Below are 13,590 nucleotides of genomic sequence, written 5' to 3' on the forward strand. Positions count from 1 at the left end.
TTACCTCCCTTTTATTAGTTCCAGCCGTTTAATTAGCTGTTCGTATGGAATGCCATCGTTGTTTACTGGTTTAGGTTGAGCCTTGACCGGTGGTAGTTTCCGCATCAGTGCATTGACCACTGTTACCCGGTCAAACATGAAGTCAGTGACTTGGGCTGGCGGCTCACTGTAAAGGATCTCGTCAGCAAAACCAAGCTCCACCGCTTTATTGGCGCTCATCCAGGTTTCAGCGTCCATCATCTTAGCGATCTGCTTCCTGGGTAGTCTGGCCTTGGCTTCAAAGGCATTAATGATGGCTTCCTTCACCTCGGACAGCATCTCGATTCCCTTTTGCATGTCAGATTCTTCGCCCCAAACAAAAGTGGCTGGATTGTGGATCATAAGCATAGAAGTGGGGGACATACAAACCATATCGCCCGCCATGGCAATTACCGCTGCAGCGCTGGCGGCAATACCGTCAATTTTAATCAGCACTTGGCCGCTGTATTCTTTGAGCATGGTGTAGATTTGGCTGGCTGCAAAAAAGTCCCCGCCTGGTGAGTTGATATAAACTGTGATGTCACCGGTTGCTGCTTCCAGCTCTTTTTTAAATTCCTTGGGGCTTACTTCATCTTCAAACCAACTCTCCGGGGCAATATAGCCATCCAGGTAGAGGGTTCTCTCGCCTTCGTTTTTAATCCAGTTCCAGAATTTATTCATCTGTGTCCTCCTTTCTGTATTTTTCAGTCCAAGCCCCGGCATCAGCCATGTCCACGAAATTTCCGTTGACTAAATATTTATTTCCGCCTAGCTCATCCGGGATTAGGTTCATGGATTCTAGCTCTCGAATGTCGTTCGCTGACATGATGCCATTTTGCCGCATGGTCTGGTAAAAGGCGGCCCGTGATTGAGCATCTCCCCTGAGCCTGCCGTTAAGGTTGAACTTGACCAGATATTGCTGTTTTTCTCCACCAAGGAACAAGGCCTTTTGCATGGCCTGTTCAAAGCGGGCCACCCAAGGAACAATGGTGTTGTCGATAAAACTGATGCTTTGGCTTTCAATGTTGCTAAAGGTTGCCCGCTCTAAATTAGCCACTAGGTGAGGGGGTACCCTGAATATCCGACATATTTCCTCAATCTGAAACTTCCTGGTCTCCAAAAACTGTGCTTGCTCCGGTGGCATACTCAGGGTCTTGACGCTCATACCTTCTTCCAGCACCGCTACCTTGTGAGCATTTTCGCTGCCCCTGTAAATCTGGTTCCAGCTGTCACGGATTTTAGCCGGGTCTTTTAATATGCCGGGATGTTCTAATACCACACTTGGCCGGGCATCGTTGGCAAAAAGTTTGGAGCCGTATTCTTCTGTGGCCAGTGCCATTCCGATGGCATTCTTGGCCATGGCAATCGGGGAATAGCCCACCAAGCCATCAAAGCTAAGGCCCGGAATGTGCAGCACTTCTTCCCGGCGCAGTAAATACTCCCGGCCTTCTTTTTGGTAACGGTAGTACAGCTCTCCTTGTTCTGTGCGGCCAACATCCATGCGATCCGGCAGCAGGGGATATAAACCGATGACCCTACCCCGGCCATCCCTGATAATCTGAGCGTAAGCATTGCCCCAAAGTAAAAGATGACCCATCAGTGTTTCTCTGAACACAAATGAAGTCATCTCGGGGTTGGGCTCATCATGGAGCAGGTAATATAAATTGTGATCCATGGCTTTTTCCTTCCCTTGGCCTGTGCGCCGGTAAACGTGGAGGGGTAGGGAGGCTATGGTTTCCGAGAGTACCCGCACACAGGCATAAACTGCTGATGTGGCCATAGCTGTGCGCTCGTTGACGGTTTTACCGCTAGGTGTGGGGCCAAAGAAAAAAGCCTGGGTATTTTGCCAGAAGCTGTTCCTAGGACTGGCTCTGGACTTAAACAGGTTTGATAGAATAGGTATTTTCAGAATCTCACCCCCCTTAAAATGAGCATGAAAAAAGCACCTCGGTTGAGATGCCCTCATGAACCTTAATATTTAAATTTTTGTGCTTGACAGTTGCAGTTCTATATTACGCCCACCATACATTATCCTCACTACTGCAACCAGTTTTTCTTCTTCAACTACCACATAAAACACCAGGTAATTATCTACCGGAAGGACCCTCAAACCCCTACTGTGCCAAGGTTCTTTTTGGTAAAGTTTATGCCTGAGGGGCATTTCATCCAGGCCATTAATCGCATCCATGATTCTGTCTGTTTGATTTTTTGCGGTTTCCGGCACAGATAAATTTATGGCAATGTATCTGTAGATATTTATAAGATCCTGTTCGGATTCTTCTGTATAGATGATCCTATAGCCCATGGCCATATTCCTTACCCATACGTTCGGCTACCTTATCCGCAGATACAACCCTGCCTGCTTTCAAATCACCTAGTCCCTTTTCAATTTCATGGTTAAATTCTTCAGGCGTTAAATCCCCAAATGCAAGGGGTCTGTTATGTGTAATCTTAACTTCAAAGGGCAGCCCGTTTTGTAAAACAACCTGCCTTAAAAAAATATTGATGGCGTTTGACATGGGTATGCCAAGTTTATTCAACACCATTTCCGCCTGTTCTTTTATTTCCGGCTCAACCCGAGCAAAAATACTTGTGGTTTTGGACATGCATACCGCCTCCTTTATGATATTTATATTTTACCATTTTGTATTGCGATATGCAATATATCTGCAAGCCTAGAACACCACCAGCCCTCTCTCATCATAGACCGATTTATCCTTTTCCACCCCTTCATTCCGGATACACCGGTCTAGCGCCATAATCATAGCCACCGCACCGTCAATCTTCTCTGTTGATTTGGCTTTGTCCGGCTTGATATTACCGGCAGGGTCGGTGCGAATGTGAATGTTATCCATCATCCAAGATAAAACCGGGTGGCCGCCATGAGCGATTCTTTTCTCCAGGGTCAGTTTCATCAGTTCTTTGGTGGGTGGGGACATATCTTTAAAGCCCTGGCCGAAGGGAACCACGATAAATCCGGCACCCTCTAAGTTCTGCACCATCTGCACAGCACCCCAGCGGTCAAAGGCAATCTCCTGGATGTTGTAATCCTGGCCCAGCTCTTCGATAAATTTTTCAATAAAGCCGTAGTGGATGACATTACCCTCGGTGGTTAAAAGGTATCCCTGGTTTTGCCAAATATCGTAGGGTACATGATCCCGGCGCACTCTAAGGTCTAAGGTTTCCTCCGGCAGCCAAAAGTAGGGGAGAATGTAATACTTGTCGTCCCCATCCACCGGTGGAAACACCAGCACAAAGGCGGTGATGTCAGTGGAACTGGATAAGTCTAGCCCGCCGAAACAAACCCTGCCTTTAAGCTTTTCTGGGTCTACCGGGAAAGCGCATTTTTCCCAGGTGTCCATGGGCATCCACTTTATCTGCTGTTTCAGCCACATATTAAGCCGCAGCTGTTTGAATAATGCTTCCTCCGCTGGTTCTTGTTTGGCTTGCAAGAAATGTTCTCTGACCCGCTCTATTTGAATGGTATGGCCCAGGCTTGGGTTGGCTTTATACCAGTTGGCTTCATCTTCCCAATCGTCATCTTCCTCCAGACCATAAATGATAGGCAGGAAAGTGGGGTCAATTCTTCTTCCGGCTAAAATATCCTTGGCCTTGCAATGCATCTCCCAGCCGTAGCCCTGCAGCTTGTTACCCGCCGTGGTTAAATAGATAAACAGGGGCTGCTCCCTGGCATCACCGGAACCAGTGGTCAACATCTTGGCCAGGTCAGGGTTTGGATAAGTCCAGATTTCATCGAGGATAACGCAAGATGGGTTAAGTCCTGACTTGGATTTTACATCTGAACTTAACACCTGATAAAAACTACCGGTTCTAGGGTAGACAATTCTTTTGGTGGACATGATGGTTTTAGTCACCCTCGAAAGGGTCTGATTACCCTCCACGAAATTAACACTGGTATTGAAAATTATACTGGCCTGTTGCCGGTCGCAAGCGGCTACATAGACCTCAGCGTTTGGCTCTCCGTCCGCTAGAAGCATATATAGGGCAATGGCAGCGGCGATCGAGGATTTCCCATTTTTCTTTCCAATTTCTGTATACACGGTTCTATACTGCCGGGTGCCGTCTTCCCTTAAGGTGCCAAAGGTTTGTTTTATTAAATCAAGTTCCCATGGAATTAGCTCAAAAGGCTGTCCTGCCCATTTACCTTTGGTGTGTTTTAGTTGCCGGATAAAATCGACAACGTGCTTTACCTTTTCTTCGCTGTAGAGCAAGGGCATCACCTCCGATTAAAAAAACCTCCTACTTCGTTACTGTTAACAGCTTTTCCATGGGGTCGTCCGTGTTTACCGCTTCAGTGTCAACACTAATCCTCGTCCTAGCCGCCGGTGTTAAACCAAACTCGCTGCAGAAATCCTTCATCACTTTCAGGTAAGTTTGGGCGATGGAGACTTGCGGCACCTGCTGAATGTACCCGGATGGGGTTTTAAAGATGGTGCCGTGTTTGCTTAAAAACTCCTCGGCTTCTTTCCACCGGGCGTAGGCCTGACAGTACCCGGCAAAGGCAGCTTTATCCACCAGAGTTAAAAGCCCCATAGCTTCTAAGGTTTTACTCATCCGCCTCCATTCATTTTTGGCCTCTTGCTCCAGCCATGACGGGCAGCGGGGTGCCTTGTTTTCAGGCTTGGGTTCGTTTTCATTTAATGGCCTTTTGCCGGGGTTTCCTTCCAGGACTTTAAGTGCGGTGGGTTTGGGTTTTCTTCCCCGTGTCGCCATAGCTTTTCACCTCCAATTGAAAAAGGAGCCTCACTTGGCCCCTTTGTTTTCTATTTATTTTCTAATCCCCGGAAAATTGTAATTCCCCTTCTTTATCTCATCAATATCGGCCTGTACCGCCTTCTCGTAATCCCTGTCCTGCTTTTCTTTGGCCTTGCAATCCAAGCAGATGCAGTCCTGGTTGAACATGGACATTGTCCGGCCACCCTTTAAATCCCCGCCGCACCGATCGCAGTGCCTTTGGGAAAAGAATTTATCCAATCGAATCGCCCCCTGTTTTGGCCTTATTTACCGCTGTCCGACCTGCCCCCTCTACAGCCGCCATAACCCTTCGCTGTGGCCCACGGGAACTCTCAGGCGACTTCGTTTTAATGCCTCCCGCAGTGGTTTTTGGGGCAGTCCCCAGTCCCGGTAGCCTTGTTCAATGATGTGATAGTAGCCATCGCTGGGTTCGTTTAAACCCTTGATGGTCAGCACATAAGCAAAGGCCTGGTAAATGTTTCCCAGGTTGTCCTCTACCGTTACCGGCATTTTGTTATAAAGGCGGGGATAGCCTTCATAGCGGTCAAGTTTTTTAATATCTTCCGACGAAACGGTGTAAATGGCACCCCAGGTAATTGCCTGTTCTTCTTCCACGATATCCGCCACCCGGTTAAAAGTCAGTTGGTAGCCATGCAGTTTTACCCTGGCCACCGGTATTGCATCCGGGCAGCGGCTCATCATCTGTTCCTTGTTCAGGTTGCTGCCGTAGGCAAAGTAGTACATACAAAAAACCCCCTTTTTTGGCTAAATGGTGTAAACCTATCTATCACTCAAAAACAGGGGTTTTGCAAGTATTTTTTATTTAAACCGGGCGTTATTCATCACTTCTAAGGCCCGGAATGTTCATCTTGTCTGCATCAGCTTGGGTGAGGCCAAAATGCTCCAAGGCTTCTTCCTTGGTGATTTCAATCAGAAAGCCATAGTCCACGAATTGGCGAAAGGCACTTTTGGCCTTTTCCGCCAGGGTATCTCCGGTGACATGCACACCTTTGCCGTAGAAAGTCCAGGCACTATTAGCCATTTCTTGAATATATTCTCCCACAGTCATGGTGTGGGGGACAAAAGCAAAGCTCTTTAGTTCCTCAAACACTCCCAGTTCATCTTTGGCCACACTGACCCGTTTGCCATCCAAAGTCATTACCCGTAGATACATGCCTTCACCACCCTTTTTCCCACATATTAACATCTATTTATCAGAAAGGGAAGCCGGGCTTTAAAGCCCAGCCACCTGTCTGCCGTTTCTAAAGGCGCTGTCGCCTTCCAGGTTCTTTAAAAGGTGAAGCCTGGCGGTTTCAAATTCTTTGCCGATAAGGCCTAGTCTCAAAAGCCAGGTTCTAAAAGTGTACTTGGGGTTTGAGGTCTCAGTCTTCTTGGCGCTGGCGTTCTTTTGGCTTAAAGCCTGGTAACTTACCGCCAAGCAAAACTGTATGTAGGCTTTGACTTTCCCGGCGTGGGTGGTTCCGTTGAAAAGCCTAAACTCTACCGTGGGGCCGTTGAAAGTAGCATGTAAGTTTAACCCGTGGTAGCGGCTGCTGTGGTAATGTTGGCTGCGGCTGCCGCTGTAACCCTGGTACCAAAGGTCGGCCAGCTGCTCCAGCTCCGTTGGCTTTCGCCGGTTCAGTTCTGCCAAAAAGCTTTCCTTTACCTTTTGGCAGTACCGGCGTTTCCGCTGCTCGTCCACCTGCAGAGCTTGGTAAATCAAGTCCTCTTTGCTGGCCACAATGTTGACCAGATTCCGTAAAGTTTTGGCGGTGAATCTTTCTTTGCCAATGTGCAGGTGTATCCCGCAGCTCTTATTAGCGAAGGCCCCGACCTTTCTTAAGGTTCTGATGATCTCCTGCACCGTTTCGATGTCGCCGTAGGTGCAGATGGGGGAGACTAGCTCCACTCGGTGGTCTAATCCCGCTGCGATTCTTTTGCCTTGCCGCTTGGTTTCCGGCCTGATGCTGCTGTCGTTCATAATAAACCAGCTGCGGCCTTGGTTGTCCGGCGCTTCCCATTTGTCGTAGCCGCCGCCAAGGTAGTGGGCGCTGGTGCCGAAGTATCCCGCCACTGCTTTGGCCGCCGCTTCCCTGGAAATCCCCGTTAGCTCAATTTCTATCCCGAAGGTTAAGTTTTTCATGTTTGGAAAACCCCCTGTGTGTTTTTGGTAGTCTATATATCACTCTAAACACACATAATAGCAAGGGTTATTTTCCTTAAAAGTTAATATTTAGGCGGTTGTTTAGCCAGAGAAAAGACCGGTGCTTATGCCCCAGCCTTATTCCGCATCCACATATTCCATGATTATCTGCAGTGCTCTGTCGTAGCTTTCGGACTTAAAAATCCGCTCTCGCATTTCTGCCGCTTGTTCCTCCAGCCCGGCATCTTTAAGTGTGCGGCTGGCGATGCCCATTAGGTTAAAGATGTTGCCGTTTTCACCGACCAATTTGCATCTTGGTTTGGTCATTTACGCTCCCTCCTGGACTTGTTTTCTAAAAGCGCTGTTACCGGGGAGGTTTTGCAAAAGAACCCGGCGGGCTAGCCTGTAGTCATCGCCTATCATCCCTAAGCGCAGGAGCCAAGTACGGAAAGTATACTTCTCATTGTCGGTGGCCTTGACCTTGGCCGCTACATTCCGCTGCAGCCGCCTGACATTGATGTTTATCAATTCTAAAAGCTGGGTGGCGGCTTCTACCTTCTCCGAGTCATCTCCATCCCGCCCCAGCTTGAAAGTAATGGCTCCCTTGTTGAAATCAAAGTCAATACCGGGGCAGCTTTTGCCTGCCAGTGCATTTTGGAAATGCTCCAGAGTTGTCATGGGCTGCTGGTTTAAAGCGTTAATAACTTCCTTGCTCACCAAATCGGTATCAAGGTTTAACGCCTTTTTAATTAACGGCTGCTTACTGTAAATCATGTGGAGCAGGTTCCGCAAACTCCGGCCATCGTAGCCTTCCAAAGGTATCCCTACTTCCAAAGCAGTGGGTTTTGTTTCGACAGAAGTGTTCGCTTCCGCAGTTTCCTTTTGCTCAGTTACGATCTCCAACTCCGGTTCCTCCTTCCCGCCTGCCAGCAGCGCCTCCAGTTCCAGCACCTGACCCTCGCTGTCAAGGATATTGCCTTGTCGGTTAACGGTATATTCGCCAACTTGATAAGCAAAGCTGGGGGCAGCTAAATAGACAGGTCGTATTCCTAAATGCTCAGCCAGCTTGTGTACAAGCTCTTTTCTGGTCATCTTGGGTCCCCTCCTGTGATTTTTGGTATGTCTATACATCACTTAAAACCACAGGAATAGCAAGGGATTTATAGCAGGTCAGCGTATCTAATTTTCTGGCCATCCCGGATTAAATAGACATCATTATCGGAGCCAGTGTGCTCAATGTATCTTTTCACTCCTACATCTACGAAGCGTTCCTCCAACTCGGTAGCATAGCAAATACGATCCAGCTGTTCGCAAGCAATCCCTGTTGAAAAGCTGCCGGAGAAGGGGTCGAGCACGATGCCATTGGGAGCACTGCTGTTTTGGATGGGGTAAGCGCACAGAGCCACTGGCTTCGTAGTTGGATGGAGTTTTGATTTGGCTGGCCGGTCAAAATTCCATACCGTCCTATGTTTTCTATCACCGTAAAACTTATGGCCTGCTGTGGGCTTCCATAGATATAAAATGGGTTCATGAGCGTATAAATAGTCGCATCTACTAAGCACCGGTGCGTTTTTCACCCAAATGCAGGTTTGGTGACAAAAGAAGCCAGCGTCCCTAAAGGCGGTTCTAAAATTAACGGTTTCCCTGTCTGCATGAAAAATATAGGCAACGCCACCGTCTATAACATTTTCATACATATTTGTGGCGGCCTTTAGGAGAAATTCGTAAAATTCCCTGTCTCCCATATTATCGTTTTTAATTTTCCCTGCCGTTCCTTCGTAGTCCACGTTATAAGGCAAGTCACTGACTATGAGATTGGCCTTCTTCCCATCCAACAATTTCTCGTAAGTTTCAACTTTGGTACTGTCCCCGCAGAACAGCCGGTGCCTTCCCAGCAGCCACAAGTCACCGGGTTTACTGATGACCGGTTCCTTCAAAGCTCCGTCCACATCGAAGTCATCTTCTTTGACATCCTTATCGTGTACCTTGGAAAATAAATCCTCTATCTCAGCGGCATCAAAGCCGGTAATGCTCACATCAAATATTCCGTTATCCAGTTCGCTGATTAAGTCGGCCAGTTTAGGCAGGTCCCATTCACCAGTGACTTTATTAAGCGTTATGTTCAGGGCCTTTTCCCGCTGCTCATCCAGATCCACTACTACACACTCAATCTCGGTTTCCCCTTGGTGCTGTAAAACTTTAAATCTCTGGTGGCCCCCTACGATCTGACCAGTGCGTTTATTCCACACGATGGGCTCCACATAGCCAAAGGTCTCCATGGATTTTTTAAGCTTCTCGTATTCCGGATCTCCGGGCTTTAAGTCTTTCCGTGGGTTATATTTGGCCGGGTTTAATTTCTCCAGCGGTAGTTTTTGTATCTCCAATCCTTACACCTCCTGCCTTACTGCCTTCTCCCCGGTGAACTGCTCCCAGCGTTTAACGGCCAAATCACAATACCCTGGGGACAATTCCATGGCATAACAGTTTCTACCCAGCTGCTCAGCGGCCATGATGGTGGTGCCAGAGCCGCTGAAGGGTTCGTAAACGTTATCCCCCACATTGGTAGTGAGCTTGATGAAAAAGGCCGGTAGCTTCACTGGAAATGCGGCTGAGTGTTTTACGGAACTTTGATTGCCGGGTATCTGCAGCACATTGCCTGGCCTGGCAATGCCTTTTTTGAATTTACCGCTGACGCTGATGTTGCCGGAGTCGCCTTTGGATTTATTGTTTTTGCTATAGACCCGGATTAAATCAGACTGTTTCCCTACCGCCCTGGGTTTGAATTTAATTTTCTTAGCTTTGGTGAAGTGGAAAATGTCCTCGTACATTTCCACCAGGTCCGCCGGTAATGTTGCCAATCTACCCTCATCAACATCTACCAGCTGCACCATCCAGTCGATCTGTTCCTTCTTGGCGAAAAAGTGTACCGGTTCAAAGTCATTTCTCAAGCGGTTAGACCAGCCACCGGGCAGCCCTGGCTTCGTCCAGATTAGCTGATCCACATACCGCCAGCCACCTTCCACCAAAGCAATGATGGTTTTCATCACGTAAAGGGAACGCTGGCCGCCCTCAACGTGTTCCTTGATATTGACGAAGAAGGAGCCGCTGTCGTCAAGTATCCGGTAAACATTACTGGCCACATGAAAAAACCAGACCGGATATTCCTCTGCCGGTATCCCGCCGTAGTCGTCCTTGCGCTGCATGGCGTAGGGCGGGGAGGTAATAACGCAGTTGGCTTTTTCTCCGTTCATCAGTTTTTCAACATCGGCAATATTTGTGCTATCACCACAAAGTAACCGGTGATTGCCTAAGAGCCAGATGTCCCCTGGTTTAGTGATGGGCTGCTCCGGTGCTTCCTCGTCAAAGTTATCCTCCTGGACTTCTTCTTTAAAGCCCAGCAATTCATCTATTTCCTCGGCATCAAAGCCGGTAATATCTTTTAAGTCATCATCCAAGTTCTTGAGCAGCTCGCTCAGTTTGGGCAGATCCCATTGACCGGCGATTTTATTAAGGGTAATGTTTAAGGCCCTTTCACGGTCAGGTGGCAAATCAACCACGGATACTTCCGTTTCGGTATCTCCCCGCTCCAGTAAAATTTTTAGTCGTTGGTGGCCAGAGATGAGCACGTTGCCCCGCTTGTTCATCACCAAAGGTTCCACCAGGTCAAATTCGTCAATAGATTTCTTTAATTTCTCGTATTCAGCATCCCCCGGCTTTAAGTCCTTACGAGGATTGTATTTGGCCGGGTTAATCTGGTCTAACGGGATGCGCTGAATCTCCAAAAGGGCCACCTCCTTCTTAACCTGCTTAAAATCGCTGTATTTCGTGCCATGTCAAGCATTAGACCTTGACAACCCCCATCTGGAATTTTGCGAATTCCCACGCGAAGGCCCGCGCCCGCTCTGGAGCCGCTTAGCTGCAGGGTTTGAGGACCCCCTACCCTAATTTATCCACAGCGTTATCTACAGGTCAGGCTGGTAATTATACTAATAACTGTAAATCTTGTTTTTATCTCCCCAGCGGCCTTCTTTGGTGGTCTTGCTGTCATGACAATTTTTACAAAGAGCTTGTAAATTGTTCTCATCCCAAAACAGATTCAGATTGCCTTTGTGGGGTTTTACGTGATCAACTATTGTTGCCGGAGTAATCCTGCCCTGACGTTCACACTCTACACAGAGGGGATGCGCCAGCAAAACTTTCTTCCTTAACCGCTGCCAGCGGGCACTGTTGTAAAGCTGTTTAGAATACTTGGGTCGCTCTTTCCGGTTGTACCGCCAGTTGTATTCCTGCATGTGTTTGGGGCAGAACCGAGCATCGGTCAGCTCCGGGCAACCGGGATGGCGGCAGGGTGCTAGTGGCTTCCTTGGCAATGGACTTCACCTTCCTCTCACCGTGCTGACACCCGGACCAGGAGATCCGTTTATGTTTGTCACCGTTTACGGAAATGTTAATTAAGGATTTATGGTACTCGCTCTTTGGATTGCCACACTCGTAAGCCGTCCAATGTTTATCACTGGCGGATTCATCAATGGTGGCAAAGCGGCAGGATATACATTTCATAATGGCACCTCCATAGAAAAAGCCCTGAGAGCAAGTGTGCTGTCAGAGCCTGGTTATTTCCGTTAATAGTCGTGGTGGTATTCTACGGTGAGTTTAGTCACCTTTCATTATTATTCAGTCCTGTTTTTTGGGCATAGAAAAACCACAAGCTTTGTTGCCTGTGGTTTTAATTTTATTTATTTTTGCCTACGTTCATAGTTTTCCAAATTGCCATTGGGTGCTGTTTTATATTCTCCAGCGTCTTCCCAGAAAACAATAGCTCCGGCTGGTAGCTTCCCCTGGAGAACTGCTGTAAATATTCTTTATGCCTTGATGTTAAAACAATACTGTTTACTAGAAATTCCTTGACTTCTGATTTGGTTTTGTCCAATTCAAACCGTTCACTTTTAACCAGCATGGGATATAAATCCTGATGGACTGTTCTCATTTTTAGCTGGTCCATCCGGTTAGGAGAAAAACTTAATTTTGCCGCTTCTCCTGAAATGGAACCATAAAAAACTACAGCTTTACAATAGCTGACATAGTCCTTTTCAGAAAGAATACCATACTTTTTCACATTGTATAAATCGTAAAAATCCCTTGCCGCCAGACGGTTAAACAGAGCCGCTGTTTTGGAAGCCAAAAGTTCAATGCCATCTAAAGTTTTCACTTCTCCTCTGGCCCCAAATAAATCTGTATTTATTCTTCTCATTACGGGCGGCCAAATATGATGTCTTAAAGAATAGTTTATCTCAATTTTTATATTATCAAAATTACCTGCGTTGTTTTGAAAACGAGCTACAATTGATTCCAGAGCAAAATAGTCTTTTGATTTTTTGGATATATCATAACCTTGTCTCTCTAAATGTGCATATAACAATTCTTTTACTTTAATCCGTTCTTCAAGTACCTTCTCCCGGCTATCATAGGAGTGAAAATCTAGATCTATATCTACAGATAATCTGGGCAAAGCAAAGATAGTAAGGTTTAAGGCAGTCCCACCTTTTAGGACTAATCGGTCTTTTAAAAATGCATTGCTATTTATAAATTCTAGTATAACAATTAACCGGTGAACCTTCTCTATTACGTCTTTGTGAAACCCTGTTTTTTCAGAAAGTTTCAGGTAGTATTTCCGATCTGGACTAAACAAATATATCATCCCTAACTTCAAGAGTTTTTGGCACTATCAGGGCCCATCTTTTTATAAGCACACCGCTACCATTTTGTGCTTCTTCACTTAAATACTTTTTTGTATTTCCGGTCTTTTTTTCTATCAGACTTAATAAACCATCTGTTATTCCTAAAGATTGCTGGTGGCGCTCCAGGAAGTAGCCTGCCTTTTTATAAAGTATCTGTTTATTATACATTTCTAAATAATTTGCCAGCTTTGTTTCATCCAGAACCGTACATATTTTTAATATCTCATCTAATTCATGGACCCCGCCACAGTAATCCGGCCTGTCTAGAGAGTCAACAACTGTTCTTTCTAGATCTGTCAGTTTAACCTTGTCATTTAAACGATAATGAGTAACACCCTCTTTAATGCCTTTACCCACATATTTGTATAAAACTCCTTCAAATTCAAAATCGGATATCTTTTGTTCTGAGGACACATAAACTACAAAACTTACCTGGTGGGATAATCCATGGACCTCAAAGGCAGAGTGGTATGTCAAATAAGCACTGTCATTTATTTTACTACCCACCAAATATCGATTAGCCGGCGCATCTCTGTTTTCTAAATTTACAGCACAATACAAATCTCGGCGTACTCGCTTGACAAGGCCATTTTTTACATATGAATTTAATAACACCTTGGCGTTTTCTATGCTCCCTACAACTTTTTGGGCATCCTTAAGGTTAAATACTTCCATCTTTAAGAAATCTTCATAATACTTCATGTTAATTGAATCACCCAGTTCCTTGTTTTGCCTTTAAGTTAATATTAGTATTAACCTTCTAGGTAAATTTGATACCATTATACTTTAAGTTCTTTATTTTTTCAATAGGTTAATATATATATTAACTTTCTAGGCAAAAAAGAAACTAAAATGTTTACAGTTCGACTAGTTTCAGGCATAGAAAAAGCCCCGAGGGTTTAATCCCACTAGGGCTTGCTATCAAGAATGCTGCGT

Annotated in this window: 17 protein-coding genes; all 17 read right to left on the bottom strand. The window is 46.3% G+C overall.

Annotated elements, in window-relative coordinates:
• On the bottom strand, window positions 1–699 hold the full coding sequence (locus tag DESGI_RS21410; protein WP_006524208.1) for a head maturation protease, ClpP-related: 699 nt from the start codon (window positions 697–699) through the stop codon (window positions 1–3).
• Window positions 692–1,927, bottom strand: coding sequence for a phage portal protein (locus DESGI_RS21415; protein WP_052544049.1), 1,236 nt, complete (start codon window positions 1,925–1,927; stop codon window positions 692–694). Before DESGI_RS21415 ends, DESGI_RS21410 begins: the two co-directional genes overlap by 8 nt.
• 69 nt (window positions 1,928–1,996) lie before the next feature.
• Window positions 1,997–2,323: a type II toxin-antitoxin system RelE/ParE family toxin gene (locus DESGI_RS21420; protein ID WP_006524206.1), complete on the bottom strand. Its 327-nt coding sequence runs from the start codon at window positions 2,321–2,323 to the stop codon at window positions 1,997–1,999.
• Window positions 2,313–2,624: a type II toxin-antitoxin system RelB/DinJ family antitoxin gene (locus DESGI_RS21425; protein WP_006524205.1), complete on the bottom strand. Its 312-nt coding sequence runs from the start codon at window positions 2,622–2,624 to the stop codon at window positions 2,313–2,315. Before DESGI_RS21425 ends, DESGI_RS21420 begins: the two co-directional genes overlap by 11 nt.
• A gap of 69 nt (window positions 2,625–2,693) precedes the next feature.
• Window positions 2,694–4,250, bottom strand: coding sequence for a terminase large subunit (locus tag DESGI_RS21430; RefSeq protein WP_006524204.1), 1,557 nt, complete (start codon window positions 4,248–4,250; stop codon window positions 2,694–2,696).
• A 28-nt stretch (window positions 4,251–4,278) separates the two neighbouring features.
• Complete coding sequence (locus DESGI_RS21435) at window positions 4,279–4,752, bottom strand: phage terminase small subunit P27 family (protein WP_006524203.1); 474 nt, start codon at window positions 4,750–4,752, stop codon at window positions 4,279–4,281.
• Window positions 4,753–4,806: 54 nt separating this feature from the next.
• Window positions 4,807–5,013, bottom strand: a complete 207-nt coding sequence (locus tag DESGI_RS25955) for a hypothetical protein (RefSeq protein WP_006524202.1) — start codon at window positions 5,011–5,013, stop codon at window positions 4,807–4,809.
• Between the two features lie 51 nt (window positions 5,014–5,064).
• Window positions 5,065–5,517: a gamma-glutamylcyclotransferase family protein gene (locus DESGI_RS25960; protein ID WP_006524201.1), complete on the bottom strand. Its 453-nt coding sequence runs from the start codon at window positions 5,515–5,517 to the stop codon at window positions 5,065–5,067.
• Between the two features lie 91 nt (window positions 5,518–5,608).
• Window positions 5,609–5,947, bottom strand: coding sequence for a hypothetical protein (locus tag DESGI_RS21450; RefSeq protein ID WP_006524791.1), 339 nt, complete (start codon window positions 5,945–5,947; stop codon window positions 5,609–5,611).
• Between the two features lie 60 nt (window positions 5,948–6,007).
• Complete coding sequence (locus DESGI_RS21455) at window positions 6,008–6,916, bottom strand: amidoligase family protein (protein ID WP_006524792.1); 909 nt, start codon at window positions 6,914–6,916, stop codon at window positions 6,008–6,010.
• Window positions 6,917–7,054: 138 nt separating this feature from the next.
• A complete protein-coding gene (locus DESGI_RS21460; protein ID WP_006524198.1) occupies window positions 7,055–7,243 on the bottom strand; it encodes a hypothetical protein in 189 nt (62 codons plus the stop codon).
• On the bottom strand, window positions 7,244–8,008 hold the full coding sequence (locus DESGI_RS21465) for a hypothetical protein (RefSeq protein WP_006524793.1): 765 nt from the start codon (window positions 8,006–8,008) through the stop codon (window positions 7,244–7,246). It lies immediately after the preceding gene.
• 68 nt (window positions 8,009–8,076) lie between these two features.
• Window positions 8,077–9,300 (bottom strand): site-specific DNA-methyltransferase, encoded by a 1,224-nt coding sequence (locus tag DESGI_RS21470; RefSeq protein WP_015618032.1) that lies wholly within the window; start codon window positions 9,298–9,300, stop codon window positions 8,077–8,079.
• A 3-nt stretch (window positions 9,301–9,303) separates the two neighbouring features.
• Window positions 9,304–10,698, bottom strand: coding sequence for a site-specific DNA-methyltransferase (locus tag DESGI_RS21475; protein WP_006524195.1), 1,395 nt, complete (start codon window positions 10,696–10,698; stop codon window positions 9,304–9,306).
• A gap of 204 nt (window positions 10,699–10,902) precedes the next feature.
• Window positions 10,903–11,286 (bottom strand): HNH endonuclease, encoded by a 384-nt coding sequence (locus DESGI_RS21480; RefSeq protein ID WP_015618033.1) that lies wholly within the window; start codon window positions 11,284–11,286, stop codon window positions 10,903–10,905.
• Between the two features lie 362 nt (window positions 11,287–11,648).
• Window positions 11,649–12,605, bottom strand: a complete 957-nt coding sequence (locus tag DESGI_RS21490; RefSeq protein ID WP_006524193.1) for a nucleotidyl transferase AbiEii/AbiGii toxin family protein — start codon at window positions 12,603–12,605, stop codon at window positions 11,649–11,651.
• Window positions 12,598–13,356 carry a type IV toxin-antitoxin system AbiEi family antitoxin domain-containing protein gene (locus tag DESGI_RS21495; RefSeq protein WP_006524192.1) on the bottom strand — a complete coding sequence of 253 codons (759 nt, stop codon included), beginning with the start codon at window positions 13,354–13,356 and terminating at the stop codon, window positions 12,598–12,600. Before DESGI_RS21495 ends, DESGI_RS21490 begins: the two co-directional genes overlap by 8 nt.
• Window positions 13,357–13,590: the final 234 nt, after the last annotated feature.

Origin of the sequence: Desulfoscipio gibsoniae DSM 7213, assembly GCF_000233715.2 — a bacterium.
GTDB lineage: Bacteria > Bacillota > Desulfotomaculia > Desulfotomaculales > Desulfallaceae > Sporotomaculum > Sporotomaculum gibsoniae.

Excerpts from the sequence above, each read along its gene's own strand:
- DESGI_RS21455 (WP_006524792.1), bottom strand. The coding sequence starts at position 6,916 with ATGAAAAACTTAACCTTCGGGATAGAAATTGAGCTAACGGGGATTTCC.
- DESGI_RS21410 (WP_006524208.1), bottom strand. The coding sequence starts at position 699 with ATGAATAAATTCTGGAACTGGATTAAAAACGAAGGCGAGAGAACCCTC.
- DESGI_RS21460 (WP_006524198.1), bottom strand. The coding sequence starts at position 7,243 with ATGACCAAACCAAGATGCAAATTGGTCGGTGAAAACGGCAACATCTTT.
- DESGI_RS21435 (WP_006524203.1), bottom strand. The coding sequence starts at position 4,752 with ATGGCGACACGGGGAAGAAAACCCAAACCCACCGCACTTAAAGTCCTG.
- DESGI_RS21465 (WP_006524793.1), bottom strand. The coding sequence starts at position 8,008 with ATGACCAGAAAAGAGCTTGTACACAAGCTGGCTGAGCATTTAGGAATA.
- DESGI_RS21425 (WP_006524205.1), bottom strand. The coding sequence starts at position 2,624 with ATGTCCAAAACCACAAGTATTTTTGCTCGGGTTGAGCCGGAAATAAAA.
- DESGI_RS21420 (WP_006524206.1), bottom strand. The coding sequence starts at position 2,323 with ATGGGCTATAGGATCATCTATACAGAAGAATCCGAACAGGATCTTATA.
- DESGI_RS21450 (WP_006524791.1), bottom strand. The coding sequence starts at position 5,947 with ATGTATCTACGGGTAATGACTTTGGATGGCAAACGGGTCAGTGTGGCC.
- DESGI_RS21495 (WP_006524192.1), bottom strand. The coding sequence starts at position 13,356 with ATGAAGTATTATGAAGATTTCTTAAAGATGGAAGTATTTAACCTTAAG.
- DESGI_RS25960 (WP_006524201.1), bottom strand. The coding sequence starts at position 5,517 with ATGTACTACTTTGCCTACGGCAGCAACCTGAACAAGGAACAGATGATG.